At 74.7% G+C, this 19,691-nt stretch carries 17 protein-coding genes and 2 pseudogenes; 14 read left to right on the forward strand and 5 right to left on the reverse strand.

Features of this window, described 5'->3' with window-relative positions; translation table 11 throughout:
• Positions 1 to 831, reverse strand: a pseudogene (locus tag V6V16_RS15840) (hypothetical protein); the annotation flags it as partial.
• A 169-nt stretch (positions 832 to 1,000) separates the two neighbouring features.
• Between V6V16_RS15840 and V6V16_RS15845 the strand changes: the two are divergent.
• The 8 genes and pseudogenes from V6V16_RS15845 (at position 1,001) to V6V16_RS15880 (ending at position 10,888) form a co-directional block, all read left to right on the forward strand.
• Positions 1,001 to 3,040 (forward strand): TIGR03960 family B12-binding radical SAM protein, encoded by a 2,040-nt coding sequence (locus tag V6V16_RS15845; protein ID WP_334562831.1) that lies wholly within the window; start codon positions 1,001 to 1,003, stop codon positions 3,038 to 3,040.
• A gap of 189 nt (positions 3,041 to 3,229) precedes the next feature.
• Positions 3,230 to 3,949 (forward strand): TIGR03936 family radical SAM-associated protein, encoded by a 720-nt coding sequence (locus tag V6V16_RS15850; protein WP_334562948.1) that lies wholly within the window; start codon positions 3,230 to 3,232, stop codon positions 3,947 to 3,949.
• Positions 3,950 to 4,080: 131 nt separating this feature from the next.
• Positions 4,081 to 7,236: an Rne/Rng family ribonuclease gene (locus V6V16_RS15855; protein ID WP_334562834.1), complete on the forward strand. Its 3,156-nt coding sequence runs from the start codon at positions 4,081 to 4,083 to the stop codon at positions 7,234 to 7,236.
• Between the two features lie 118 nt (positions 7,237 to 7,354).
• Positions 7,355 to 7,867: a hypothetical protein gene (locus V6V16_RS15860; RefSeq protein ID WP_334562837.1), complete on the forward strand. Its 513-nt coding sequence runs from the start codon at positions 7,355 to 7,357 to the stop codon at positions 7,865 to 7,867.
• A gap of 166 nt (positions 7,868 to 8,033) precedes the next feature.
• Positions 8,034 to 8,348 carry a 50S ribosomal protein L21 gene (rplU, locus tag V6V16_RS15865; RefSeq protein WP_088975625.1) on the forward strand — a complete coding sequence of 105 codons (315 nt, stop codon included), beginning with the start codon at positions 8,034 to 8,036 and terminating at the stop codon, positions 8,346 to 8,348.
• Positions 8,349 to 8,359: 11 nt separating this feature from the next.
• The gene (rpmA, locus tag V6V16_RS15870) at positions 8,360 to 8,614 is read left to right on the forward strand and encodes a 50S ribosomal protein L27 (RefSeq protein WP_334455035.1); all 255 of its coding nucleotides are present in this window, start codon (positions 8,360 to 8,362) and stop codon (positions 8,612 to 8,614) included.
• Between the two features lie 92 nt (positions 8,615 to 8,706).
• Positions 8,707 to 10,149 (forward strand): annotated as a pseudogene (gene obgE, locus V6V16_RS15875) (GTPase ObgE); the annotation flags it as partial.
• 289 nt (positions 10,150 to 10,438) lie between these two features.
• Positions 10,439 to 10,888, forward strand: coding sequence for a GNAT family N-acetyltransferase (locus V6V16_RS15880; RefSeq protein WP_334562841.1), 450 nt, complete (start codon positions 10,439 to 10,441; stop codon positions 10,886 to 10,888).
• A gap of 96 nt (positions 10,889 to 10,984) precedes the next feature.
• On the opposite strand, the gene V6V16_RS15885 is transcribed toward V6V16_RS15880, so the two are convergent.
• On the reverse strand, positions 10,985 to 11,464 hold the full coding sequence (locus V6V16_RS15885) for a DUF4383 domain-containing protein (RefSeq protein WP_334562843.1): 480 nt from the start codon (positions 11,462 to 11,464) through the stop codon (positions 10,985 to 10,987).
• A 257-nt stretch (positions 11,465 to 11,721) separates the two neighbouring features.
• Between V6V16_RS15885 and V6V16_RS15890 the strand changes: the two genes are divergently transcribed.
• The 3 genes from V6V16_RS15890 to V6V16_RS15900 are packed head-to-tail and all read left to right on the forward strand — an operon-like array spanning position 11,722 to position 13,665.
• On the forward strand, positions 11,722 to 12,501 hold the full coding sequence (locus V6V16_RS15890; RefSeq protein WP_334562844.1) for a hypothetical protein: 780 nt from the start codon (positions 11,722 to 11,724) through the stop codon (positions 12,499 to 12,501).
• Between the two features lie 31 nt (positions 12,502 to 12,532).
• Entirely contained in the window at positions 12,533 to 12,985 is a 453-nt protein-coding gene (locus V6V16_RS15895; RefSeq protein ID WP_088998863.1) for a phage holin family protein, read from the forward strand.
• The gene (locus tag V6V16_RS15900; protein WP_334562845.1) at positions 12,982 to 13,665 is read left to right on the forward strand and encodes a DUF3618 domain-containing protein; all 684 of its coding nucleotides are present in this window, start codon (positions 12,982 to 12,984) and stop codon (positions 13,663 to 13,665) included. Before V6V16_RS15895 ends, V6V16_RS15900 begins: the two co-directional genes overlap by 4 nt.
• 175 nt (positions 13,666 to 13,840) lie before the next feature.
• Here V6V16_RS15900 and V6V16_RS15905 read toward each other — a convergent pair whose 3' ends face one another.
• Complete coding sequence (locus V6V16_RS15905; protein WP_334562846.1) at positions 13,841 to 14,890, reverse strand: glycosyltransferase; 1,050 nt, start codon at positions 14,888 to 14,890, stop codon at positions 13,841 to 13,843.
• Complete coding sequence (locus V6V16_RS15910; protein WP_334562848.1) at positions 14,887 to 15,624, reverse strand: class I SAM-dependent DNA methyltransferase; 738 nt, start codon at positions 15,622 to 15,624, stop codon at positions 14,887 to 14,889. The genes V6V16_RS15905 and V6V16_RS15910 overlap by 4 nt, the downstream gene beginning before the upstream one ends.
• Before the next feature lie 143 nt (positions 15,625 to 15,767).
• Between V6V16_RS15910 and V6V16_RS15915 the strand changes: the two genes are divergently transcribed.
• Both V6V16_RS15915 and V6V16_RS15920 read left to right on the forward strand, forming a co-directional pair.
• Positions 15,768 to 16,403, forward strand: coding sequence for an SRPBCC family protein (locus V6V16_RS15915; protein ID WP_334562849.1), 636 nt, complete (start codon positions 15,768 to 15,770; stop codon positions 16,401 to 16,403).
• Positions 16,400 to 17,572 carry a zinc-dependent alcohol dehydrogenase gene (locus V6V16_RS15920; protein ID WP_334562850.1) on the forward strand — a complete coding sequence of 391 codons (1,173 nt, stop codon included), beginning with the start codon at positions 16,400 to 16,402 and terminating at the stop codon, positions 17,570 to 17,572. Before V6V16_RS15915 ends, V6V16_RS15920 begins: the two co-directional genes overlap by 4 nt.
• A gap of 37 nt (positions 17,573 to 17,609) precedes the next feature.
• Here V6V16_RS15920 and V6V16_RS15925 read toward each other — a convergent pair whose 3' ends face one another.
• Entirely contained in the window at positions 17,610 to 18,857 is a 1,248-nt protein-coding gene (locus tag V6V16_RS15925; RefSeq protein WP_334562852.1) for a cytochrome P450, read from the reverse strand.
• A 299-nt stretch (positions 18,858 to 19,156) separates the two neighbouring features.
• Between V6V16_RS15925 and V6V16_RS15930 the strand changes: the two genes are divergently transcribed.
• Positions 19,157 to 19,549 carry a hypothetical protein gene (locus V6V16_RS15930; RefSeq protein WP_334562854.1) on the forward strand — a complete coding sequence of 131 codons (393 nt, stop codon included), beginning with the start codon at positions 19,157 to 19,159 and terminating at the stop codon, positions 19,547 to 19,549.
• Positions 19,550 to 19,691: the final 142 nt, after the last annotated feature.

Genomic DNA, 19,691 nt, shown 5'->3' on the forward strand with positions numbered 1-19,691 from the left:
CGGCTGAGCGCGGTCCTCGGTGCGGTCGCGCTGTCGGTGTTCGTCCCCGTCGCGGCCTGGGCGCCCACCGGCACGGGCGAGTTGGTGGTCGAGGCCGCCCGGCGGCCCGGGCGCGTGCGGCGGTGGCCCGGGGGTGTGGACCGGGGGCGCCGGCGGCCCGGAGTACGGCCGGGTCGACGGCGCGGCCGGGTAGGGCAGCGTGGGAGGCGGGGGCGGCGCGGCGGGCGGCAGGTCCCACCCGCCGGTGTCGGCGCCCGCCCAGGGGTCCACCGGGGTGAGGTGCTCGGGTGGGGCGACCGGCGGGGGCGGCGCGGCCGGCGTCGGCGGCAGCGGGGGGAGTACGGCCGACTCGCCCCAGGCCGGCTTGCGCGGCCGTGGCGGGGGAACCGCCGCCGAACCACTCCAGCGCGGCGCGGGCGGCTCGGGTGGCGGCTCGTCGGCGGGAAACATCCGGGTGCCCTGGGGGCCGACCCGCGGGCGGTCGGCCGGCCCGTCGTCGGGCAGCCGGCGGGTGCCCTCCGGGCCCGTGGCGGACGCGGGACCGGGGTCCCGCCCGCCCTCGGGGCCGGCGTCCTCCAGCGTCGGCGGCTCGGCGTCGCCGGCCTCCCGCCGGACGCCCTCGTCGGCACCCGTCGGCGCGCCGGCTCCGGTCGGACCGGAGTCGTCGGCGGGCAGCTCACGGGTGCCCTCCGGGCCCGTGCCGCCACCGGTGGGGGCGGGTGCGGCGGGGGAGGCCGGGGACTCCTCGGTGACGGCCGGATCCCGGTCCTGGTCCCGACCCGGGGGGCTCCCGTCGGCCGGCCGGTCCGTGCCCGGCTGCGGCTGCGGCATCGCGGCAATCTCCTCTCGCGCCGGTCCGAGGTTAGTACCGACGCGCCAGCGGGGCGATCCCGGCCACCCGTCGTCCGGGCGTGGGCGGGGAGCGCGCCGCCGGCACCGACCCGGCCGTCGGACGGCGTGCGCGCGGCGGCCGGCCCCGGGCCGCGTACCCTTGGGCATCATGAGCGTCCCGTCCACCACGCCGCGCCCCGCCGCGGCCAATTCCGGCGACGGCCCCGGCCCGGCGCGTCCGATGCAGCCCCGCGACCTGGAGCCGTCGGTCTGGTCCCGGCTGGAGCCGCTGCTGCCCCAGGTGACCAAGCCCATCCAGTACGTCGGTGGCGAGCTGGGCGCGGTGGTCAAGGACTGGGACACCGCGGCCGTGCGCTGGGCGCTGATGTATCCCGACGCGTACGAGGTCGGCCTGCCCAACCAGGGCGTGCAGATCCTCTACGAGGTGCTCAACGAGCTGCCCGACGTGCTGGCCGAGCGGACCTACGCGGTCTGGCCGGACCTGGAGAAGCTGATGCGCGCCCACGGCGTGCCGCAGTTCACCGTCGACGCCCACCGCTCGGTGCGCGACTTCGACGTGTTCGGCGTCTCGTTCTCCACCGAGCTGGGCTACACCAACCTGCTCACCGCGATCGACCTGGCGGGCGTCCCGCTGCTCACCGCCGACCGTACCGACGCCGACCCGGTGATCGTGGCCGGCGGCCACGCCGCGTTCAACCCGGAGCCGATCGCCGACTTCGTCGACGCCGCCGTGCTGGGCGACGGCGAGGAGGCGGTCCTGGAGATCACCGGGATCGTGCGGGAGTGGAAGGCGGAGGGCTCCCCGGGCGGGCGCGACGAGCTGCTGCTGCGGCTGGCCCGCACCGAGAGCGTCTACGTGCCGCGCTTCTACGACGTGGACTACCTGCCCGACGGCCGGATCCAGCGCGTCGTGCCGAACCGGGCGGACGTGCCGTTCCGGGTGCACAAGCGCACGACGATGGACCTGGACGCCTGGCCGTACCCGAAGAAGCCCCTGGTCCCGCTGGCCGAGACCGTGCACGAGCGGTACGCGGTGGAGATCTTCCGGGGCTGCACCCGGGGCTGCCGGTTCTGCCAGGCCGGCATGATCACTCGCCCGGTCCGCGAGCGCTCCATCACCACCGTGGGGCAGATGGTGCGGGAGGGCCTGGAGTTCTCCGGCTTCCACGAGGTGGGCCTGCTGTCGCTGTCGTCGGCCGACCACTCCGAAATCGGCGACATGTGCTCCGGCCTGGCCCAGCAGTACGAGGGCACCAACGTCTCGCTCTCGCTGCCGTCGACCCGGGTCGACGCGTTCAACATCGACCTCGCGCAGGAGCTGTCCCGCAACGGCCGGCGCACCGGCCTGACCTTCGCCCCGGAGGGCGGGTCGGAGCGGATCCGCAAGGTCATCAACAAGATGGTGTCGAAGGAAGACCTGATCCGCACCGTCGTGACCGCCTACACCAACGGGTGGCGGCAGGTGAAGCTCTACTTCATGTGCGGCCTGCCCACCGAGACCGACTCCGACGTCCTCGAGATCGCCGACATGGCCCACGAGGTGATCCGGGCGGGCCGGGCCGCCACCGGCTCCAAGGACATCCGCTGCACGGTCTCCATCGGCGGGTTCGTGCCGAAGCCGCACACCCCGTTCCAGTGGGCGGCCATGGAGCGGCCGGAGGTCATCGACGGCCGGCTGAAGATGCTCAAGCAGGCCATCAACGCCGACCGGTCGCTCGGCCGGGCGATCGGCTTCCGCTACCACGACGGCGAGCCGTCGCTGATCGAGGGCCTGCTCAGCCGGGGTGACCGCCGCGTCGGCGCGGTGATCCGCCGGGTCTGGGAGAACGGCGGCCGGTTCGACGGCTGGAGCGAGCACTTCTCCTACCAGCGCTGGGTGGAGGCCGCGGCCGAGGTGCTGCCCGCCTTCGGCGTCGACCTCGACTGGTACACCACCCGCGAGCGGGACGGGCTGGAGGTCCTGCCGTGGGACCACCTGGACTCGGGGCTGGACAAGGACTGGCTCTGGCAGGACTGGCAGGACGCGCTCAGCGAGTACGAGCAGGACGACTGCCGGTGGACCCCGTGCTTCGACTGCGGCGTCTGCCCCTCGATGGACACCGAGATCCAGATCGGCCCGACCGGGAAGAAGCTCCTCCCGCTCACCCCGGTCAACGCTCTGCGGCTCCCCACCGGCGCACAGCAGTAGCCCCGCCGCCGGCGGGCGGCCGGGCGGGCCGCCCGCCGCGCGGCGGGTCGATCATGTGGCTATCGTCAGCGGCACGCGAGTGACGAGCGTGCCGTCACGATCAACCGGTCCCTGACACCGAGGAGCACGACGATCAGTAGGAAACCACAGCCAGAGGGCGGCCAGGCCCCGGTCGTCCAGCGCGTCCGGATCCGGTACGCCAAGCGCGGCCCGCTGCGTTTCACCTCGCACCGGGACTTCGCGCGCGCGTTCGAGCGGGCGCTGCGCCGGGCGGGCGTGCCGATCGCCTTCTCCCAGGGCTTCACCCCGCACCCGAAGATCTCGTACGCCAGCGCGGCCCCCACGGGCGTGGCGAGCGAGGCGGAGTATCTGGAGATCGGGCTCCGCGAGGCGGTCGACCCGGAGCAGTTGCGCGCCGCGCTGGACGCCGCGCTCTCGCCCGGGCTCGACGTGCTCGACGCCGTCGTGGCCGGCGGCGGGAGCCTGGCCGACCGGATCGAGGCGTCGCACTGGCGCATCGAGCTGCCGGAGGTCGACCCGGGCGTCCTGCGAGGGGCGGTCGCCGCCTTCACCGCCGCCGACGAGGTGCTGGTCGAGCGGATGACCAAGCAGGGCCGGCGCACCTTCGACGCCCGCGCGGCGGTGATCCGGATCGATGTGATCACTTCGGCGGAGACGCCTTCCGGGGTCCCGGCCGTACCGTGTGCGATACTCGAACTGGTCGTGCGGCAGGTCACCCCCTCCGTGCGGCCCGATGACGTCCTTTCCGGCCTCCGCGTGGTGGCCGACCTGGAGCCGCCGGTCTCGCCGAGGGTGATCCGGCTGGCACAGGGCACGCTGACCGCGCAGGATGCGATCGCGGATCCGTTGGACGCGGACCGCGACGGGGCAACCATCGGTGAACGCTGACCGTCGGTCAGCGTTCAGGCAGGCAGACTTCGGCGGTCGCGCACCCTGCGCGCTCGGCGGAAACACTTTTGCGGCGACCCTGCGTGGCAGCGCTCACCCGCGCCCGGGGCAGCCAGAACTGGAGAACGTCCATGCTCGAGAACGAGCCCGAGGGCGGCGAACGGACCGGTTCACAGCCGGCCGACCAGACCGCCGACAACAGCACCGCTGACCACGGCACCGCCGGGAACGCCACCGGCGCGGGGAACGGCCCGGGCGACGCCGGAGCCGCCGAGGCGGAGCAGGCTCCGGCCGCGCCGGTCCGGCGGCGTACCACCCGGCGGCGTACCGCGCCGTTGAACCAGTCGGAGCAGACCGAGGCGCCGGTCGAGGCGCCCACGGCGCCCGTGGCGGGCAGCGGCGAGGCCCCCCAGGCCGAGGTGTTCGCCCCGGTCGCCGGCGACCTCGACGCCGCACCGAAGACGCCGCGCCGCCGCCGGAAGGCCACCACCGCGAAGGCCGCCGAGGAGTCGACCGGGCAGGCCGCCGAGGAGCAGCCCGCCGGGTCGGAGCAGACCTCCGCCGAGCCGGTCGCGCCGCCGGTCAAGGCGACCCGTACCCGCCGGAAGAAGGCCGCCCCCGCCGGGGCCGAGCCGGCCGCGGAGGCCCCGGCCGACGCCGCGTCTGGCTCACCGACGGCAACCGGCGCGTCCGACCGGGCCGCCACCGCGCCCGCCGGGGCGGAGCAGCCGCCGGTGGTCGCCGGGACCGGGCCGGAGGCCGGCACCGAGTTCGGTGCCGCCGCCCCGCCCGCCGCCGTCGGCGGCGCGCGCAGCCGCGCCGACGAGGCCCCGCCGGGCGTGCCGGTCACCCCGGGCGCCGACGAGGAGCCGACCGACGAGGACGAGGCGGCCGCCGAGCGGGAGCCGGTCGCCGAGGAGACGCCGGCCGCCGAGCCCGAGCCGGCCCCCGAGCCCGAGCCGCGCACCCGCCGCCGGCGGGCCGCGCTCTCCGCGCCGACCGTGCTCTTCATGGCCCCCCAGCCGGAGGACGTCCCGGTGCTGCGGGTCGTGACCCCGGCTCCCGAGCCGGAGGAGCCGGCCGCCGAGGAGCCGGTCGAGCCGGCCGAGCGGGAGGAGCCGGCGCGCCGCCGCCGGCGTGGCCGCCGCGACGTCGAGGCCGTCGAGGTCGCGGAGCCCGAGGAGGAGCCGACCGAGGAGGCCGAGGAGGCCGCCGAGGACGATGACGACGACGATGACGAGAGCGCCGCGGCCCGGCGCCGGCGCCGGCGTGGCCGGCGCGGCCGGGGCCGGGGCAAGGGTGGTGCCGACGACGCCGACGACGAGGAGTCCGAGGAGGCCGCCCAGGCCGAGGCGGACGAGCCCGAGGGCGACGAGGACGACGAGGCCGAGGGCGGCGACGCGCTGACCCGTCGTCGCCGCCGGCGCCGCCGCCGGGGCGCCGGCGACGTGGAGGCGGGCGCCGACGACGGCGTGCCGACCGTCGTCAAGATCCGCGAACCGCGCAAGACCGTCGACGAGGTGCAGGGCGTCTCCGGCTCCACCCGGCTGGAGGCCAAGCGGCAGCGCCGCCGTGACGGCCGCGAGCAGCGCCGTACCCGGCCTCCGATCCTCAGCGAGTCGGAGTTCCTGGCCCGCCGGGAGGCGGTCGACCGGGTGATGGCCGTACGCCAGCGCGGCGACCGTACCCAGATCGCCGTCATGGAGGACGGGGTGCTCGTCGAGCACTACGTCACCCGCAACTCCTCCGGGACCATGGCCGGCAACGTCTACCTCGGCAAGGTGCAGAACGTCCTGCCGAGCATGGAGGCGGCCTTCGTCGACATCGGGCGCGGTCGCAACGCCGTCCTGTACGCCGGCGAGGTCAACTGGGACACCACCGGCCTGGAGGGCCGGGCCCGCTCGATCGAGCAGGCGCTGCGCTCCGGCGACTCGGTGCTGGTGCAGGTCACCAAGGACCCGATGGGCCACAAGGGCGCCCGGTTGACCAGCCACATCGCGCTCTCCGGCCGGCACCTGGTCTACGTGCCCCACGGCAACGCCTCCGGCATCAGCCGCAAGCTGCCCGACACCGAGCGCAAGCGGCTGCGGGACGTGCTGAAGAAGCTGGTGCCGGACGGCGCGGGCGTGATCGTCCGGACCGCCGCCGAGGGCGCCAGCGAGGACGAGCTGGCGCGCGACGTCAAGCGGCTCCAGGCGCAGTGGGAGGACATCCAGGCCAAAGCCGCCGAGGGTGGCGCGCCGGTGCTGCTCTACGAGGAGCCGGACCTGGTCATCCGGGTCGTCCGGGACCTGTTCAACGAGGACTTCCGCGAGCTGGTGATCGAGGGCGAGCAGTCGTACGACATGGTCGAGTCGTACCTGTCGCACGTCTCGCCCGACCTGGTCGCCCGGCTGCGGCGGCACGTCGGGACCACGGACGTCTTCGCCGAGTACCGGATCGACGAGCAGATCATCAAGGGGCTGGACCGCAAGGTCTTCCTCCCCTCGGGCGGCTCGCTGGTGATCGACCGGACCGAGGCGATGACCGTCATCGACGTCAACACCGGCAAGTACACCGGCTCCGGGGGCAACCTGGAGGAGACGGTCACCCGCAACAACCTGGAGGCGGCCGAGGAGATCGTCCGCCAGCTCCGGCTGCGCGACCTCGGCGGCATCGTGGTGATCGACTTCATCGACATGGTGCTGGAGTCCAACCGGGAGCTGGTGCTGCGCCGGCTGACCGAGTGCCTGGGGCGGGACCGCACCAAGCACCAGGTCACCGAGATCACCTCGCTCGGCCTGGTGCAGATGACCCGCAAGCGGATCGGCGCGGGCCTGCTGGAGGCGTTCAGCGAGACCTGCGAGTGCTGCAAGGGCCGGGGCGTGATCGTGCACACCGAGCCGGTGCCCGAGAAGCCGCGATCCGGCGGCGGCGCGGGGGAGAAGGTCAAGGCGGTGGCGTCGGCCGTGGCCGCCCCGGCGGCCGAGCAGGGCGCCGGCCCGTCCCGGCGACGGGCCCGCAAGAACGCCCCGGTGGAGCGGACCGTGGCGGAGGTCACCGAGACCGACGCCGTGGTGGACACCGACGCCGACTACCACGACACGATGGGCTACGACCTGTCCCGCTTCGAGGCGGACACCGCCGCCGCGGCCGAGGTCGCCGACAGCCAGACGGGCGAGTCCGCCCGGCTGGCCGCACCGGACGACCCGGACGCGCTCGCCGACGCCGACGGCGACGACGCGGAGGGCGGCACCGGCCGGCGCCGCTCCCGCCGCAGCGGAGCGCGGCGGCGTACCCGGCCGTGACCGGCTGAGCAGGCCGACGTTTGACAGGGCCCCGTCCCCGGCAATGTCCGATGGGCGGGGCCCTGTCGTATGGTCGATCCCCGGCCACGATCGGCCGCCTGCGGTCAGGAGAAGAACGATGCGCCGTCTGCTCGCCGTCACCGCGGTCACCGCTGTCCTGTTCGCCGGTGCCGGCTGCGGGACCGAGCGGCCCGAGCGGGCCGCCCCAACCGGCGACGTCCCCGCCAGCTCCGCCCCGCCCGGCGGCGCCCCGGGCGGGACCACCGGGGCGTCGCCGGGCGCCGGCAGCGGGGCTGCCGGCGGCAACGCCCCCGAAGTGTGCGCCGCGGCACAGCGTGCCGGCGAGACCGCCGTGCGGACGTACGTCGAGGAGCTGGGCAGGATGGTCGCGGCCGTCGGCGCGGACGACACCGCCGGGGCCCGGACCGCCCGCGAGCGCATCTCCGCCGCGCTGACCGCCTGGCGGAGCACCCTGCGCAGCGAGTCGACGCGGGCCGAGGACGCGCAGCTCAAGACGCTCCTCGCGGACATGGCGGCGGAGGTCGGCACGCTCGGCACCGACGTCGACTCGATCGACGAGACCGAACTCGACCGGCTCCGGCTGCGCCTCGACCAGCTCTGCGCCCGCTGACCCGGCGGGGCCGGTTTGGGCGTCGGGCCTCCGATGGCGTACGCTGGCCTGCGGCGCACTTTGGTGTGCCGAGTTCCCGCGTGCCCACGCCGCCGTGCCTCTGCTACCCGGCGAGCCGCCGCGGGGACACCCGCCAGCAGCCTCAACGACAGGGAGTCCGCCTCCGATGTACGCGATCGTCAAGACCGGCGGCAAGCAGTACAAGGTCGCCGAGGGCGACGTGATCGAGGTCGAGAAGCTCGTCGGTGCGCCCGGCGACGCGGTGAAGCTCACCGCGGTGCTCCTCGTCGACGGTGACGACCTGGTGACCGACGCGGCGAAGCTTGCCAAGGTCGCGGTGTCCGGCGAGATCGCCGCGCACACCAAGGGCCCGAAGATCCGGATCCACAAGTTCAAGAACAAGACCGGCTACCACAAGCGCCAGGGTCACCGCCAGCCGTTGACCCAGGTCAAGGTGACCGGCATCTCCAGCGGGAAGTAGGTCGTCCTCAGATGGCTCACAAAAAGGGTGCGTCCAGCTCGCGCAACGGTCGTGACTCCGCGGCCCAGCGACTCGGCGTGAAGCGCTTCGGTGGTCAGGTCGTCAGCGCGGGTGAGATCCTCATCCGTCAGCGTGGCACCAAGTTCCACCCCGGTGACCTGGTCGGCCGCGGCGGAGACGACACGCTCTTCGCGCTGGCCGCCGGCGCGGTCCAGTTCGGCACCAAGCGCGGTCGCAAGACCGTGAACATCGTGCCGCAGCAGTAGTCTTCCGGCGAAGCGGGCCGCGGACCTCGTGTCCCGGCCCGCTTCGCCTTTTCTCGTGCGGGGCGTGAACCTCGCTGGAAGGATTGACGCCCGTGGCGACGTTCGTTGACCGGGTCGTCCTGCACCTGCAGGCCGGCGATGGGGGGCACGGTTGTGTCTCGATCCACCGGGAGAAGTTCAAGCCGTTCGGCGGCCCCGACGGCGGCAACGGCGGGCACGGCGGCAGCGTGTCCCTGGTGGTCGACCCGCAGGTGACGACGCTGCTCGACTTCCACTTCCGCCCGCACGTGAAGGCCGAGAACGGCAAGGGTGGCGCCGGCTCGAACCGGGACGGCGCGAACGGCCGCAACCTCGTGCTGAAGGTGCCGAACGGCACCGTCGTGCAGGGCACCGACGGCACCGTGCTGGCCGACATGGTCGGCGACGGCACGACCTTCGAGGTGGCCCGGGGCGGGCGCGGCGGTCGGGGCAACGCGTCGCTGGCCAACGCCCGGCGTAAGGCCCCCGGCTTCGCCGAGCTGGGCGAGCCCGGTGAACAGCTCGACGTGGTACTGGAGCTGAAGAGTGTCGCGGACGTCGGGCTGGTGGGCTTCCCGTCGGCCGGCAAGTCGTCGCTGATCTCGGTGATCTCCGCCGCCAAGCCCAAGATCGCCGACTATCCGTTCACCACCCTGGTGCCCAACCTCGGCGTGGTGCGGATGGACAACCACACCTTCACCGTCGCCGACGTGCCCGGCCTGATCCCGGGGGCGGCCACCGGCAAGGGGCTCGGCCTGGAGTTCCTCCGGCACGTCGAGCGCTGCGCCGTGCTGGTGCACGTCATCGACACCGCCACCCTGGAACCCGGCCGCGACCCGGTCGCCGACATCGACACCATCGAGGCCGAGCTGGCCGAGTACGGCGGCCTGGCCGACCGGCCCCGGCTGGTGGCGCTGAACAAGGTCGACGTGCCGGACGGCCGCGACCTGGCCGAGATCGTCCGCCCCGACCTGGAGGAGCGCGGTTTCCGGGTGTTCGAGGTCTCCGCGGCCACCCGGGAGGGGCTGAAGGAGCTCATGTACGCCATGGCGGAGGTGGTGGAGCGCGGCCGCAACGCCGCGCCGCCGGCCGAGCCGACCCGGATCGTGATCCGCCCCCAGGCGGTCGACGACGCGGGCTTCACCATCGAGGCCGCCGCGGAGGGCGCCTGGGTCGTGCGCGGCGTCCGCCCGGAGCGGTGGGTGCGGCAGACGAACTTCGACAACGACGAGGCGGTCGGCTACCTGGCCGACCGGTTGGCCCGCCTGGGCGTGGAGGAGAAGCTGGGCAAGGCCGGCGCGCAGCCGGGCGACCTGGTCCGGATCGGCGAGCGGGAGTTCGACTGGCAGCCGACCCTCTACGCGGGGGCCGACTTCATCCCGGGCAACCGGGGCACCGACGTCCGGCTGGAGGAGAAGTCCTCCCGGGCGTCGGCCGCGGAGCGGTTGGCGGCCCGCAAGGCCCGCCGGCGGCGCCCGGAGGACGAGTTCGAGGGGACCGACGCCGACGTCTCGGACGACGTCGACCCGTCCGACGAGGGCGGTTTCGGCGAGGCCGGCCCCGTCCGGGAGGCGGGCCGCTCCTACGAGCCGGGCCCGTCGGACGGGGCGGTCCGGCCCGACGAGTTGGGTCCCTCCGGCGAGGCGGGCTCCTCCGACGAGGCGGGCTCCTCCGACGAGGCGGGTCGGTCGCGGGCCGCCGCGCAGGACGACGCCGGATAGCCCGTCGCCCGATGGCTCGACGCGCTCCGCGAGCGGGTCGACTGCCGGAAACCTGCTCGAAATCCCCGGCACCTAGCGTGGCCTGATGCTGATCGAGTCACGTCCCGCCACCGACCCGGAGATCGACACCCTGGTCGCCGCCCAGCAGCGCGAACTGCGGGAGGCCGACGGCGGGCTGGACGGCCAGGCGACCGTCACCCACGACGACATCCGCTACCTGGCGGTGGTCGCCGACGGGCGGGCGGTCGCCTGCGGCGGGATCCAGGCGCTCGACGCCGGCACCGCCGAGGTGAAGCGGATGTACGTCCGCCCGGCGTACCGGGGGCGGGGCGTCGCCCGGCAGCTGCTGAGCGCCCTGGAGGAGCTGGCCTTCCGGCAGGGGCACGCGGTGGTCCGCCTGGAGACCGGCACGTACCTGCCGGCGGCCGTCGGGCTCTACACCTCCAGCGGGTACGAGCCGATCCCGGTCTACGGCGAGTACGTCGGCAACCCGTACAGCGTCTGCTTCGCCAAGCGGCTGCGCGTGCCGGTCTGACGGCGGCCGGCCGCCCGGTCGCCGGTGCGCGCGTGGGCGGCGGTGACCGGGGCCCCGACTCCGGCGGCGCGCGTCGACGTGGCGACGCCGCAGGGGTCAGGGACGGTCGAAGGGGTCGTCGGGTCGGGTGCCCGTGCCCACCTGGTTGGAGAGCAGCAGCCCGAGGGCGAGCATGCCGAAGCCGAGCACCAGGTGCAGCCAGTTGTCGGCGTCGTTGACCGGGATGAAGTTCGCCGCGCTCTCCCGGTCGATCGCGAAGCCGTACAGCCAGAGGCCGAGGTAGAGCGCGCCGCCGCCGGCGAGGAAGACCCGGGCCCCGCCGACGCTGCGGGCCAGCACCAGGCCGGCCAGCCCGAAGCCCAGGTGCAGCGCGTTGTGCAGGATCGACACCTGGAACAGGCCGAGCAGCCGGGCCTCGGAGTGGTGGCCGGCGAATGTCATGTCGCCGTAGCCGGTGGTGATCCCGGGGATGAAGCCGAGCACCCCGATCAGGGCGAAGACCCCGGCCGCGGCCGCGGCGGCGAGCTGCACCCACGGCTTCCGGCCCGGCGCGCCGCCGCGTACGTTGCGTGCCATCGATTCCCCTCCGTGGCGGCCGCGGAACGCCCTGCCCGCGGGCGTCGGTCACGGGCGCAGCCGTCACTCTGCGCGACGCCTCCGACACCGGTTCCGACGATCCTCCATTTTGTGGCCCGCCGACGCCGGGGCGCAGCGGAAGTCACAAACCAGGTATGGAATCGGCGACGGAGGGTAGGTCAAGAGATGCGCCGGCAGGAACGGCCGGTGCATCCCCCCAGCACAACCGCGACGACTTTCCGAGCGGAAGGGAAATCATGACCTACGATCTGTCACCCACGACTTCCACGTACGGGCAGGAGTCGACCAACGGCAGCGGCGTCCGCGAGCAGGCCCGTCAGGTCGGCTCGGAGGCCAAGCAGGCCGGTGGCGCCGTCGCCGGCACCGCCAAGGAGCAGGGCAAGGAGGTCGTCGGCGAGGCGAAGCGCCAGGCGCGCAACCTCTACGGCGAGGCCCGTAGCCAGCTCGCCAGCCAGACCGGCGACCAGCAGCGGCGCGCCGCCAGCGGGCTCCGCTCGCTGGCCGACGAGATGCGCTCGATGGCCGAGCAGGGCGGACAGTCCGGCCCGGTCAGCGAGATCGCCCGCCAGGCCGCCGACCGCGTGCACGGTGTGGCCGGCTGGCTGGAGCAGCGCGAGCCCGGGGACATCATCGCCGAGGTGCGCGACTACGCCCGTCGCAACCCCGGCACCTTCCTGGTCGGCGCCGCCGTGCTGGGTGTCCTCGCCGGCCGGCTTACCAAGAACATCTCCGCCGCCGGCGACAGCCAGAGCGGCAACGGGTTCTCCGGGTACGACTCCGGCGCCGGCTACGACCCGGAGCGGACCGCGGTCATCCCGACCCCGCCGGCCCCGCGCGCAGTGCCGGACGCCGTGCCCCCGGGCGGCTACCTCGACCCGACCCCCGGCGCGTACGCGGACCCGCAGACCACCACCAGCTACGCGGACCCCGCCGGTGGCGTCGGTCAGCCGCTGCCGCCGGTGAGCCAGACCGACCCGCTGCCGGGCGTGCCGTCGACCGGGACCACCCGTCCGTGAGCCCACGAGTCATCCGAAGGGAGGCGGCGGCATGAGCATGCCGACGCAGGGGGCGGGGCTGGACTCCGGTTACCACCCCCACGACGCGGACGAGGTCAGGGGCAGCTCCATCGGTGAGCTGATGCGCCAGGTCACCAGCGACCTGTCCACCCTGATGCGGCAGGAGGTGGAGCTGGCCAAGGCTGAGATCCGTCAGGAGGGCAAGAAGGCGGGCAAGACCGCCGGGTTCTTCGGTGGCGCCGGCTTCGGCGGCTACATGGTGGCCCTCTTCCTGTCGCTGGCCCTCTGGGCCGGCCTGTCCAACGTGATGGACGCCGGCTGGGCGGCGCTGATCGTGGCCGTCATCTGGGGCGCGATCGCCGCGGTCCTCTACTCCAAGGCCAAGAAGAGCGCCGAGCACATCCGCGGCCTCAAGCAGACCAACGACAGCGTGCAGCGGATCCCCGACGCGCTCAAGCCCCACCCGCAGGAGGTCACTCGATGAGCACCGACCCGGACCAGATCCGCCGGGAGATCGAAGCCACCCGGAACAACCTGAGCTCCGACGTGGACGCGCTGGCGTACAAGGTCAGCCCCGCCCGCATCGTCGACGACCGCAAGCAGCGGGCCCGCAACGCACTGCAGAATGTGAGGGACAAGGTGATGGGAACCGCTTCCGACCTGGGTCACAGCACCAAGCACGGCGCCCACGCGGTGGGCGGCCACGCCTCCTCGGCGGCCTCCTCGGTGAGCGACAAGGCGCACTCCGCCGCCTCGACGGTCAGCGACAAGGCGCACTCGGCGGCCTCGACCGTGAGTGACGCCGCGCAGCGCGCGCCGCAGGTGATCCGCCAGAAGTCCGAGGGCAACCCGCTGGCCGCCGGCCTGATCGCCTTCGGCGTCGGCTGGCTCGCCTCCTCGCTGATCCCGGCCACCCGCCGCGAGCAGCAGGTGGCGACGCAGGTCAAGGAGAGGGCCGGCGAGCACGCCGGGGCCGTGAAGGAGAAGCTGGGCGAGGTCGCCAGCGAGCTGAAGGAGGAGCTGCGCGAGCCGGCCCAGCAGGCCACCGAGTCGCTCCGCTCCACCGCCCAGGACGCGGTGCACGCCGTCAAGGACGACACCCGCTCCGCGGCGCACGACGTCAAGGACCAGGCGCAGCAGTCGCGCGAACAGGTGCGGTACTGACCAACCCACCCACCACACCCAGCACCTCGCGGCCACTCCCGGGCTCTCCCGGGAGGTGGCCGCGAGTTGCTGTCCACCCCCTGCCCCCCGCCTCCCGCCCGCCTCCCTCTCTCCCCTCGCCGCCCCCGCCCTCCCGCGCCCGCACCCGCGCCCGCGGGGGCGGGGTGGGGGTGGGTCAGTGGGGGCGGTGGGGGCGGAGGGTGCGTTCGAAGTGGGCGGCGCGGCGTACCCGGCCGCCGGCGTAGCGGACTCCGCCGAAGAGCAGTCGCCGGCCGACGGCGAGCCAGCTGCACGCGCCGCGTTCCAGCACCCAGAACGGGGCCGCCAGGCTGGTGACCGGCGGGAAGACCGCGGCGCCCCCGGCCCGGCGCCGCCCCGCCTCGGCGAGCGCCACCGTGGTCGCGGCCGCGCCGAGCAGCAGCCCCGGCCGCCGGGCCGCGACCGCCGTGGCCAGCGCCGGCAGGACCGCCAGCGAGACCACCAGGCGCGCCGGCTGGGCCAGGTCGTCGTACGCCTGGCGGACCCGCTGGCCCAGGAAGTGGGCGGTGTCCGGCGGCAGCCGGCGTACGTACAGCCAGGCGGGTGCCGCCTCGGTGCCCCCGTACGCGCGCACGGTGCGGATCAGCTCCAGGTTCTCGAAGAGCACGTCCGGGTCGTACCCGCCCATGGCGAGGAAGGTGCTCCGGCGTACCGCGAGGGTGCCGGGGTAGTCGGCGCCGAGCGCCCGGTTGAGCAGGGTCCGCCCCGTGTCCCACCAGGCGTGCCAGGGCAGCGGGTCGAAGTAGTTCTGCGGCCGGACCAGGTCGACCCGGTCGAGCAGCCGGTGCACGGCTCGCAGCCCCGCCTCGTCGTACCGGACGTCGTCGTCGGCGATCACCACGTGCTCGTGCCGGGCCGCGCCGACGCCGGTGAGCACCCCGGTCACCTTGCCGTTGACGCCGCGCAGGGCGGGATCCGGGCGCAGGTGCCGGACCAGGCCGCGCCAGGCCCGCTCGTGCCGCTCGAACACCTCCGGCGGCGACCCGTCCACCACCGTCACGTCGACCAGGCCGCTCAGCCGGCGCAGGTAGTCGGTCAGCCCGGCCAGCTCGGCGTCGTCGGTCCAGCGCAGCGGCAGGACGTACGCGACGGGGAGCCGGCGCCGGTCGGCGGTGCCCCCCGTCGGCGCCGCCGGGGTGCCGTGGCCGTCGGGAGCCGGGCCGGCGGGGCGGGCCGGCGCGCTCACGCCGACTCCGGGCGGCGGTAGACGGAGACGTGCTCGCGGCTGTGGTCGGTGAACGGCCGGCCCGTCCAGTCCTCCCACCGGTGCTCGCGGCGCAGCCCGGCCAGCTCGGCCATCAGGTCCAGCTCCGCCGGCCAGGCGTAGCGGTGGTTGGCCGGCAGCAGGTGCACCCCGGCGTTGGTGAACCGGATCTTCGTGGTGGTCATCCGTTGCTCGGCGGGGTGCAGCAGGGCGGCCTCCAGCAGCACCACGTCCTCCGCCACCCGCACCGGCCGCAGCGCGCCACCGGCGCGGAAGGCTCCCGGGTCCGGCACCCAGGCCTCGACCACGAACCGGCCGCCGGGGCGCAGGTGGGCGGCGGCGTTGCGGAAGCAGGCGACCTGGGCGGCCTGGTCCGGCAGCGCGAAGATCGTGTTGAACGCGAGCACCACCAGGGCGAACTCGCCGGGCACCCGGGTCGCGGCGAAGTCGCCGACGGCCACCTCGATCGCGTCCCCGCCGGGCTTGGTCCGCAGCCCGGCGACCATCTCCGGGGATCCCTCCACGCCGGCGACGGTCAGCCCCCGGGCGACCAGCGGCAGCGCGAGCCGACCCGTGCCGATGCCGAACTCGCACACGGCACCGCCCTCGGCCAGCGCGGCGAGCCGCTCCACGGCGGCGTCCGGCGTGAGGTGGGCGAATGCCTCGTCGTAGACCTCCGCGACGTGGCGGCCGTACTCGCTGGCGTCGAAGGACAACGTGCCTCCCGGTGCAGGTGGGTGCCCGCAGCAGGTGCCCGGATATCGCACGGTCAAACCGGTCCGTCGTTTCGGCCGGGCGGCGCCGGGTAGCGCAACGGGTACGGGTGGTCCATCCCGGCCGCCCGGGCGGAGGAGACGTGATGACCAGCAACGGAACAAGGTGGGCGCTGCTCGGCGCCACCACTGTGGCCGTGGCCGGCGTTGGTCGGGCGGTGGCCCGTCGGCGACGCCGGCGCCAGCCCGAGCGGCGCGACGGCTGGTACGTGGTGCGGCGCGGGGTGACGATCGACCGTCCGGTGGAGGCGGTGATCGGCTTCTGGACCGACCGGGAGCGGATGGACCGCGCGCTGGCCGAGTGGGCGACCCTGGAGCAGCTCGACGACGAGCGGTGGCGCTGCGTTGCCCGGGACGCGGCCGGTGGCGGCACCGAGTGGCGGGCCGAGATCACCGTCGAAGGGCCCGGGCAGCTGCGCTGGCGGGTCGTCGACGGGCCCGAGCAGGAGGGCACGGTCCGGCTGACGCCGGCGCCGCAGGACCGGGGTACGGAGGTCCGCGCCGAGCTGCGGTGGCGCTCCGGGCCGCTGCGCCGGGCGTTCGGGCTCGTCGGCGGCGACGATCCGGACCTGGGGCTGCGCGACGCACTGCGCCGGGTGAAGGCGCTCGTGGAGTGCGGGCAGGTGATCGACACGCGGCGCGACCCGTCCGCGCGCGGCCCGGCCCAGGAGAAGGCGACCGACAAGATGCGCGAGAAGCTGACGACGGGGGGACGGGCGTGAGGGCGCTCTGCTGGGAAGGCGTCGGCAAGCTGGCGGTACGCGACGTGCCGGAGCCGCGCATCCGCGCCGAGGGGGACATCGTCGTCAAGGTCGCGGCCAGCAGCGTCTGCGGCTCCGACCTGCACCTGATCAACGGCTTCCTGCCCGCCATGCGGGAGGGGGACGTCCTCGGCCACGAGTTCATGGGTGAGGTCGTGGAGACCGGCCCGGGCGTACGGCGGCTGCGCGTCGGCGACCGCGTCGTGGTCGGCTCGGTGGTGGCCTGCGGCGGCTGCTGGTACTGCCGCACCGAGCAGTACTCGCTCTGCGACAACTCCAACCCGCAGCCCGTCTTCACCGAGAAGCTCTGGGGGCACTCGCCGGCCGGCATCCTCGGCTACTCCCACGCGGCCGGGGGCTACTCCGGCAGCCACGCCGAGTACGTCCGGGTGCCGTTCGGCGACGTCGGGGCGTTCAAGGTCCCCGACGGCCTGCCCGACGACTCGGTGGTCTTCGCCTCCGACGCGATGCCGACCGGCTGGATGGCCGCCGACTTCTGCGCGCTCTCCGGCGGCGAGGTGGTGGCGGTCTGGGGCGCCGGCGGGGTGGGCCAGATGGCGGCCCGGTCCGCGCAGCTCCTCGGCGCCGAACGGGTGATCGTGATCGACCGGCTGCCCGATCGGCTCGCCACGGCCGCCGACCGGCTCGGCGTGGAGACCGTCAACTACGCCGAGACCGACGTGCTGGAGGCGCTGCGGGAGATGACCGCCGGCCGGGGGCCGGACGCGTGCATCGAGGCGGTCGGCATGGAGTCCCACGACGTCGGCCCGGTGTACGCGTACGACAAGGCGAAGCAGACCGCCCGGTTGCAGACCGACCGCCCCACCTCCGTCCGGCAGGCGATCATGGCCTGCCGCAAGGGCGGCACGGTGAGCATCGTCGGCGTCTACGCCGGTTTGGTCGACAAGTTCCCGCTCGGCGCGGCGATGAACAAGGCGCTGGTACTGCGGATGGGGCAGATGCACGCCCAGCGCTACATCCCGATGCTCCTGGACCGGCTCGCCGCCGGCGAGATCGATCCCGGTTACCTCGCCACCCATCCCATGTCGCTGGAGGAGGGCGCGCGGGGCTACGAGATGTTCGAGAAGAAGGAGGACGGCTGCCTGCGTAGCGTCCTGCACCCGGCCTGAGACGCCGACGCCGCGGGGTTCCGCCCCGCGGCGCGGCTCAGCCCGCGCGGCGCACGTTGGCGATCAGGAACCCGCTGGGCGGCAGGGCCGGCATCCGGTGCAGGCTCAGCGCGAGGTCCTGCGGGGGTACGTCGTAGCGCATGGCGGTGGTCAGGTTCGTCACCGCCCGCTTCATCAGCTCGATCGTGATCCATTCCCCGGCGCAGCGGTGGCCGGCCAGGTGGTCCCCGCCGCCCTGCGGGACGAGGGCGTACGGGTCGCCCCGCCAGTCGGTGAAGCGCTCCGGCCGGAACCGCTCCGGCTCCGGCCAGAGGGCGCGGTGGTGGTTGGTGCCGTACAGGTCGAGCAGCACCCGCCGGCCGCGCGGAAAGTGGTAGCCCTGCCAGTCGAACGAGCGGCGGACCCGGGCGGCGGCCACCGGGAAGAAGGGGTAGTAGCGCCGTACCTCCTGCACGAAGCTCTCGGTCTCCTCCTCGCTGCCGCGGACCCGCTGCCGCCAGGCCGGGTGGTCGTGCAGGGCCAGCGCGGCGAAGACGACGAACCGGTCGACGGCGACCGTGGGGCGCAGCACGTTGAGCAGCTCGACGGCCGCGACCCGGCGGGGGAGCAGGCGCCCGCGGGGGTCCCGGTGCGCGGCGATTACCCGCAGCGCGCTGCCGTCCGGGGCCTGGACCGTGCCGACACGTTCCCGGTCGATGACCCCGCCGACCCAGCGTTCGCCCCGGCGGCGGCCCCAGAGACCGCGCCAGTGCGCCGGGCCGAGCGCCGCCGGGCCCTCGATCATCGCGTGCAGTTCGGCGGTGCGCCGGTCCACCTCGGCGTCGGCGAGCGGCATGCCCGCCCAGGCGCAGACGGCGCGGGTCAGCATCTTGCCGACCTCGTCGTACAGCACCACCGGCCCGCCCGCCTCCCAGCCCGCGACGCGGGCCCGCCACTCGTCGTCGAAGAGCTGCCCCAGGCGTCGGATCGCGGCCGGGGTCATGATCGACATGAACATGGCCTTGCGGTCGGCGTGCTCCGCCCCGTCGAGGCCCTGCACGCCGCCGCGCCCGGTGAGGGTGCGCTGCGCCCGCTTCGGCATCGCGCCCGCCCGGACGAAGCGCTCGGTGTCGTAGAAGAGTTCGGCCGCCGGCCGGCCGCGCAGGCAGATGGTGGGCTCCAGCAGCAGCCGGGCCTGGAAGATGTCGCTGCCGTGCCGGTCGCAACGCCGGCCGATGAAGCGGTAGCCGTCGCGCAGGAACGCCACCGAGCTGTCCGGGCCGCGTTCCGTCGGGATCGTCGCCATCGGGCCTCCTGACCGGGGTGGTGGCCGTTGCCGGCCGCATCCTGTCCGTGCCTCCGCGTCTACCCAGGTCAGCCTGGCTGAACCCCGCGGGCACGGACGACCGGTCGGCGCGACGTGCGGGGAGGGGGCCAGCGGGCGGCGCGGCTGCTGGCCCCTCCCGGGAGCCCGGAAAGCTGGTGTGCTCGGGGAGCGGTCCGGCCGGGCCGCCGACGGCGTGCCGACGGCAGGGCAGCCGCGCCCGCGACACGGGTGCGGCACCCGGAAGGCGGCGGCCGTCCCGATCGCCACGGGGAGGGCGTATGCGCGACAACAGGCCGCCGTACTGGCGGCAACGACGGGCACTGGCGGGGCTCGGCGCGGCAGGGGAGGTTCCGGACGCGTCGTTGATCGCCCCGCCCCGCCGCCCCGCGCGGCCGGGTCGGTTCTTCACCCTGCACCTCGGCTTCACCGCGCGCGACGAGGAGTCGGCACGGGAACTCGCGGTGGGATACGCGGAGGCGCTTAGTCTGCTGCGACCCGAGTTGGCCCTGGGCGCGTCGGCGCTGTCCCCGGCCGACGCGTGGCAGCGCGCCCAGCGGCTGTTCTGCGGCGCCGCGGGCCCCGACGGCGAGCGCTGCGCCGACGTGGCCGGCCATCCCGGCTTCCACCACGCCCCGGGGCCGGGCGGGCTGGGCTGGGGCGACGGCGACTGACCTCGGGCATCGATCGTCCCCTATTGCGTCGCTCGTCCGGGCGCGGGTAGCTTGACAACGTTGCCGAGCCGGGCCGGTCTCACACCCGTACGTCGCACTCGTCACGAGCGCGCCGCGCACCCCATCGACGTGCGCCAGGGCA

The organism is Micromonospora sp. CPCC 205561 (assembly GCF_036906775.1).
Taxonomy (GTDB): domain Bacteria; phylum Actinomycetota; class Actinomycetes; order Mycobacteriales; family Micromonosporaceae; genus Micromonospora.

Coding starts and splice junctions, on each gene's coding strand:
- V6V16_RS15845 (WP_334562831.1), top strand. CDS start 1,001: ATGAGCGTCCCGTCCACCACGCCGCGCCCCGCCGCGGCCAATTCCGGC.
- V6V16_RS15855 (WP_334562834.1), top strand. CDS start 4,081: ATGCTCGAGAACGAGCCCGAGGGCGGCGAACGGACCGGTTCACAGCCG.
- V6V16_RS15860 (WP_334562837.1), top strand. CDS start 7,355: ATGCGCCGTCTGCTCGCCGTCACCGCGGTCACCGCTGTCCTGTTCGCC.
- rplU (WP_088975625.1), top strand. CDS start 8,034: ATGTACGCGATCGTCAAGACCGGCGGCAAGCAGTACAAGGTCGCCGAG.
- rpmA (WP_334455035.1), top strand. CDS start 8,360: ATGGCTCACAAAAAGGGTGCGTCCAGCTCGCGCAACGGTCGTGACTCC.
- V6V16_RS15880 (WP_334562841.1), top strand. CDS start 10,439: ATGCTGATCGAGTCACGTCCCGCCACCGACCCGGAGATCGACACCCTG.
- V6V16_RS15885 (WP_334562843.1), bottom strand. CDS start 11,464: ATGGCACGCAACGTACGCGGCGGCGCGCCGGGCCGGAAGCCGTGGGTG.
- V6V16_RS15890 (WP_334562844.1), top strand. CDS start 11,722: ATGACCTACGATCTGTCACCCACGACTTCCACGTACGGGCAGGAGTCG.
- V6V16_RS15895 (WP_088998863.1), top strand. CDS start 12,533: ATGAGCATGCCGACGCAGGGGGCGGGGCTGGACTCCGGTTACCACCCC.
- V6V16_RS15900 (WP_334562845.1), top strand. CDS start 12,982: ATGAGCACCGACCCGGACCAGATCCGCCGGGAGATCGAAGCCACCCGG.
- V6V16_RS15915 (WP_334562849.1), top strand. CDS start 15,768: ATGACCAGCAACGGAACAAGGTGGGCGCTGCTCGGCGCCACCACTGTG.
- V6V16_RS15925 (WP_334562852.1), bottom strand. CDS start 18,857: ATGGCGACGATCCCGACGGAACGCGGCCCGGACAGCTCGGTGGCGTTC.
- V6V16_RS15930 (WP_334562854.1), top strand. CDS start 19,157: ATGCGCGACAACAGGCCGCCGTACTGGCGGCAACGACGGGCACTGGCG.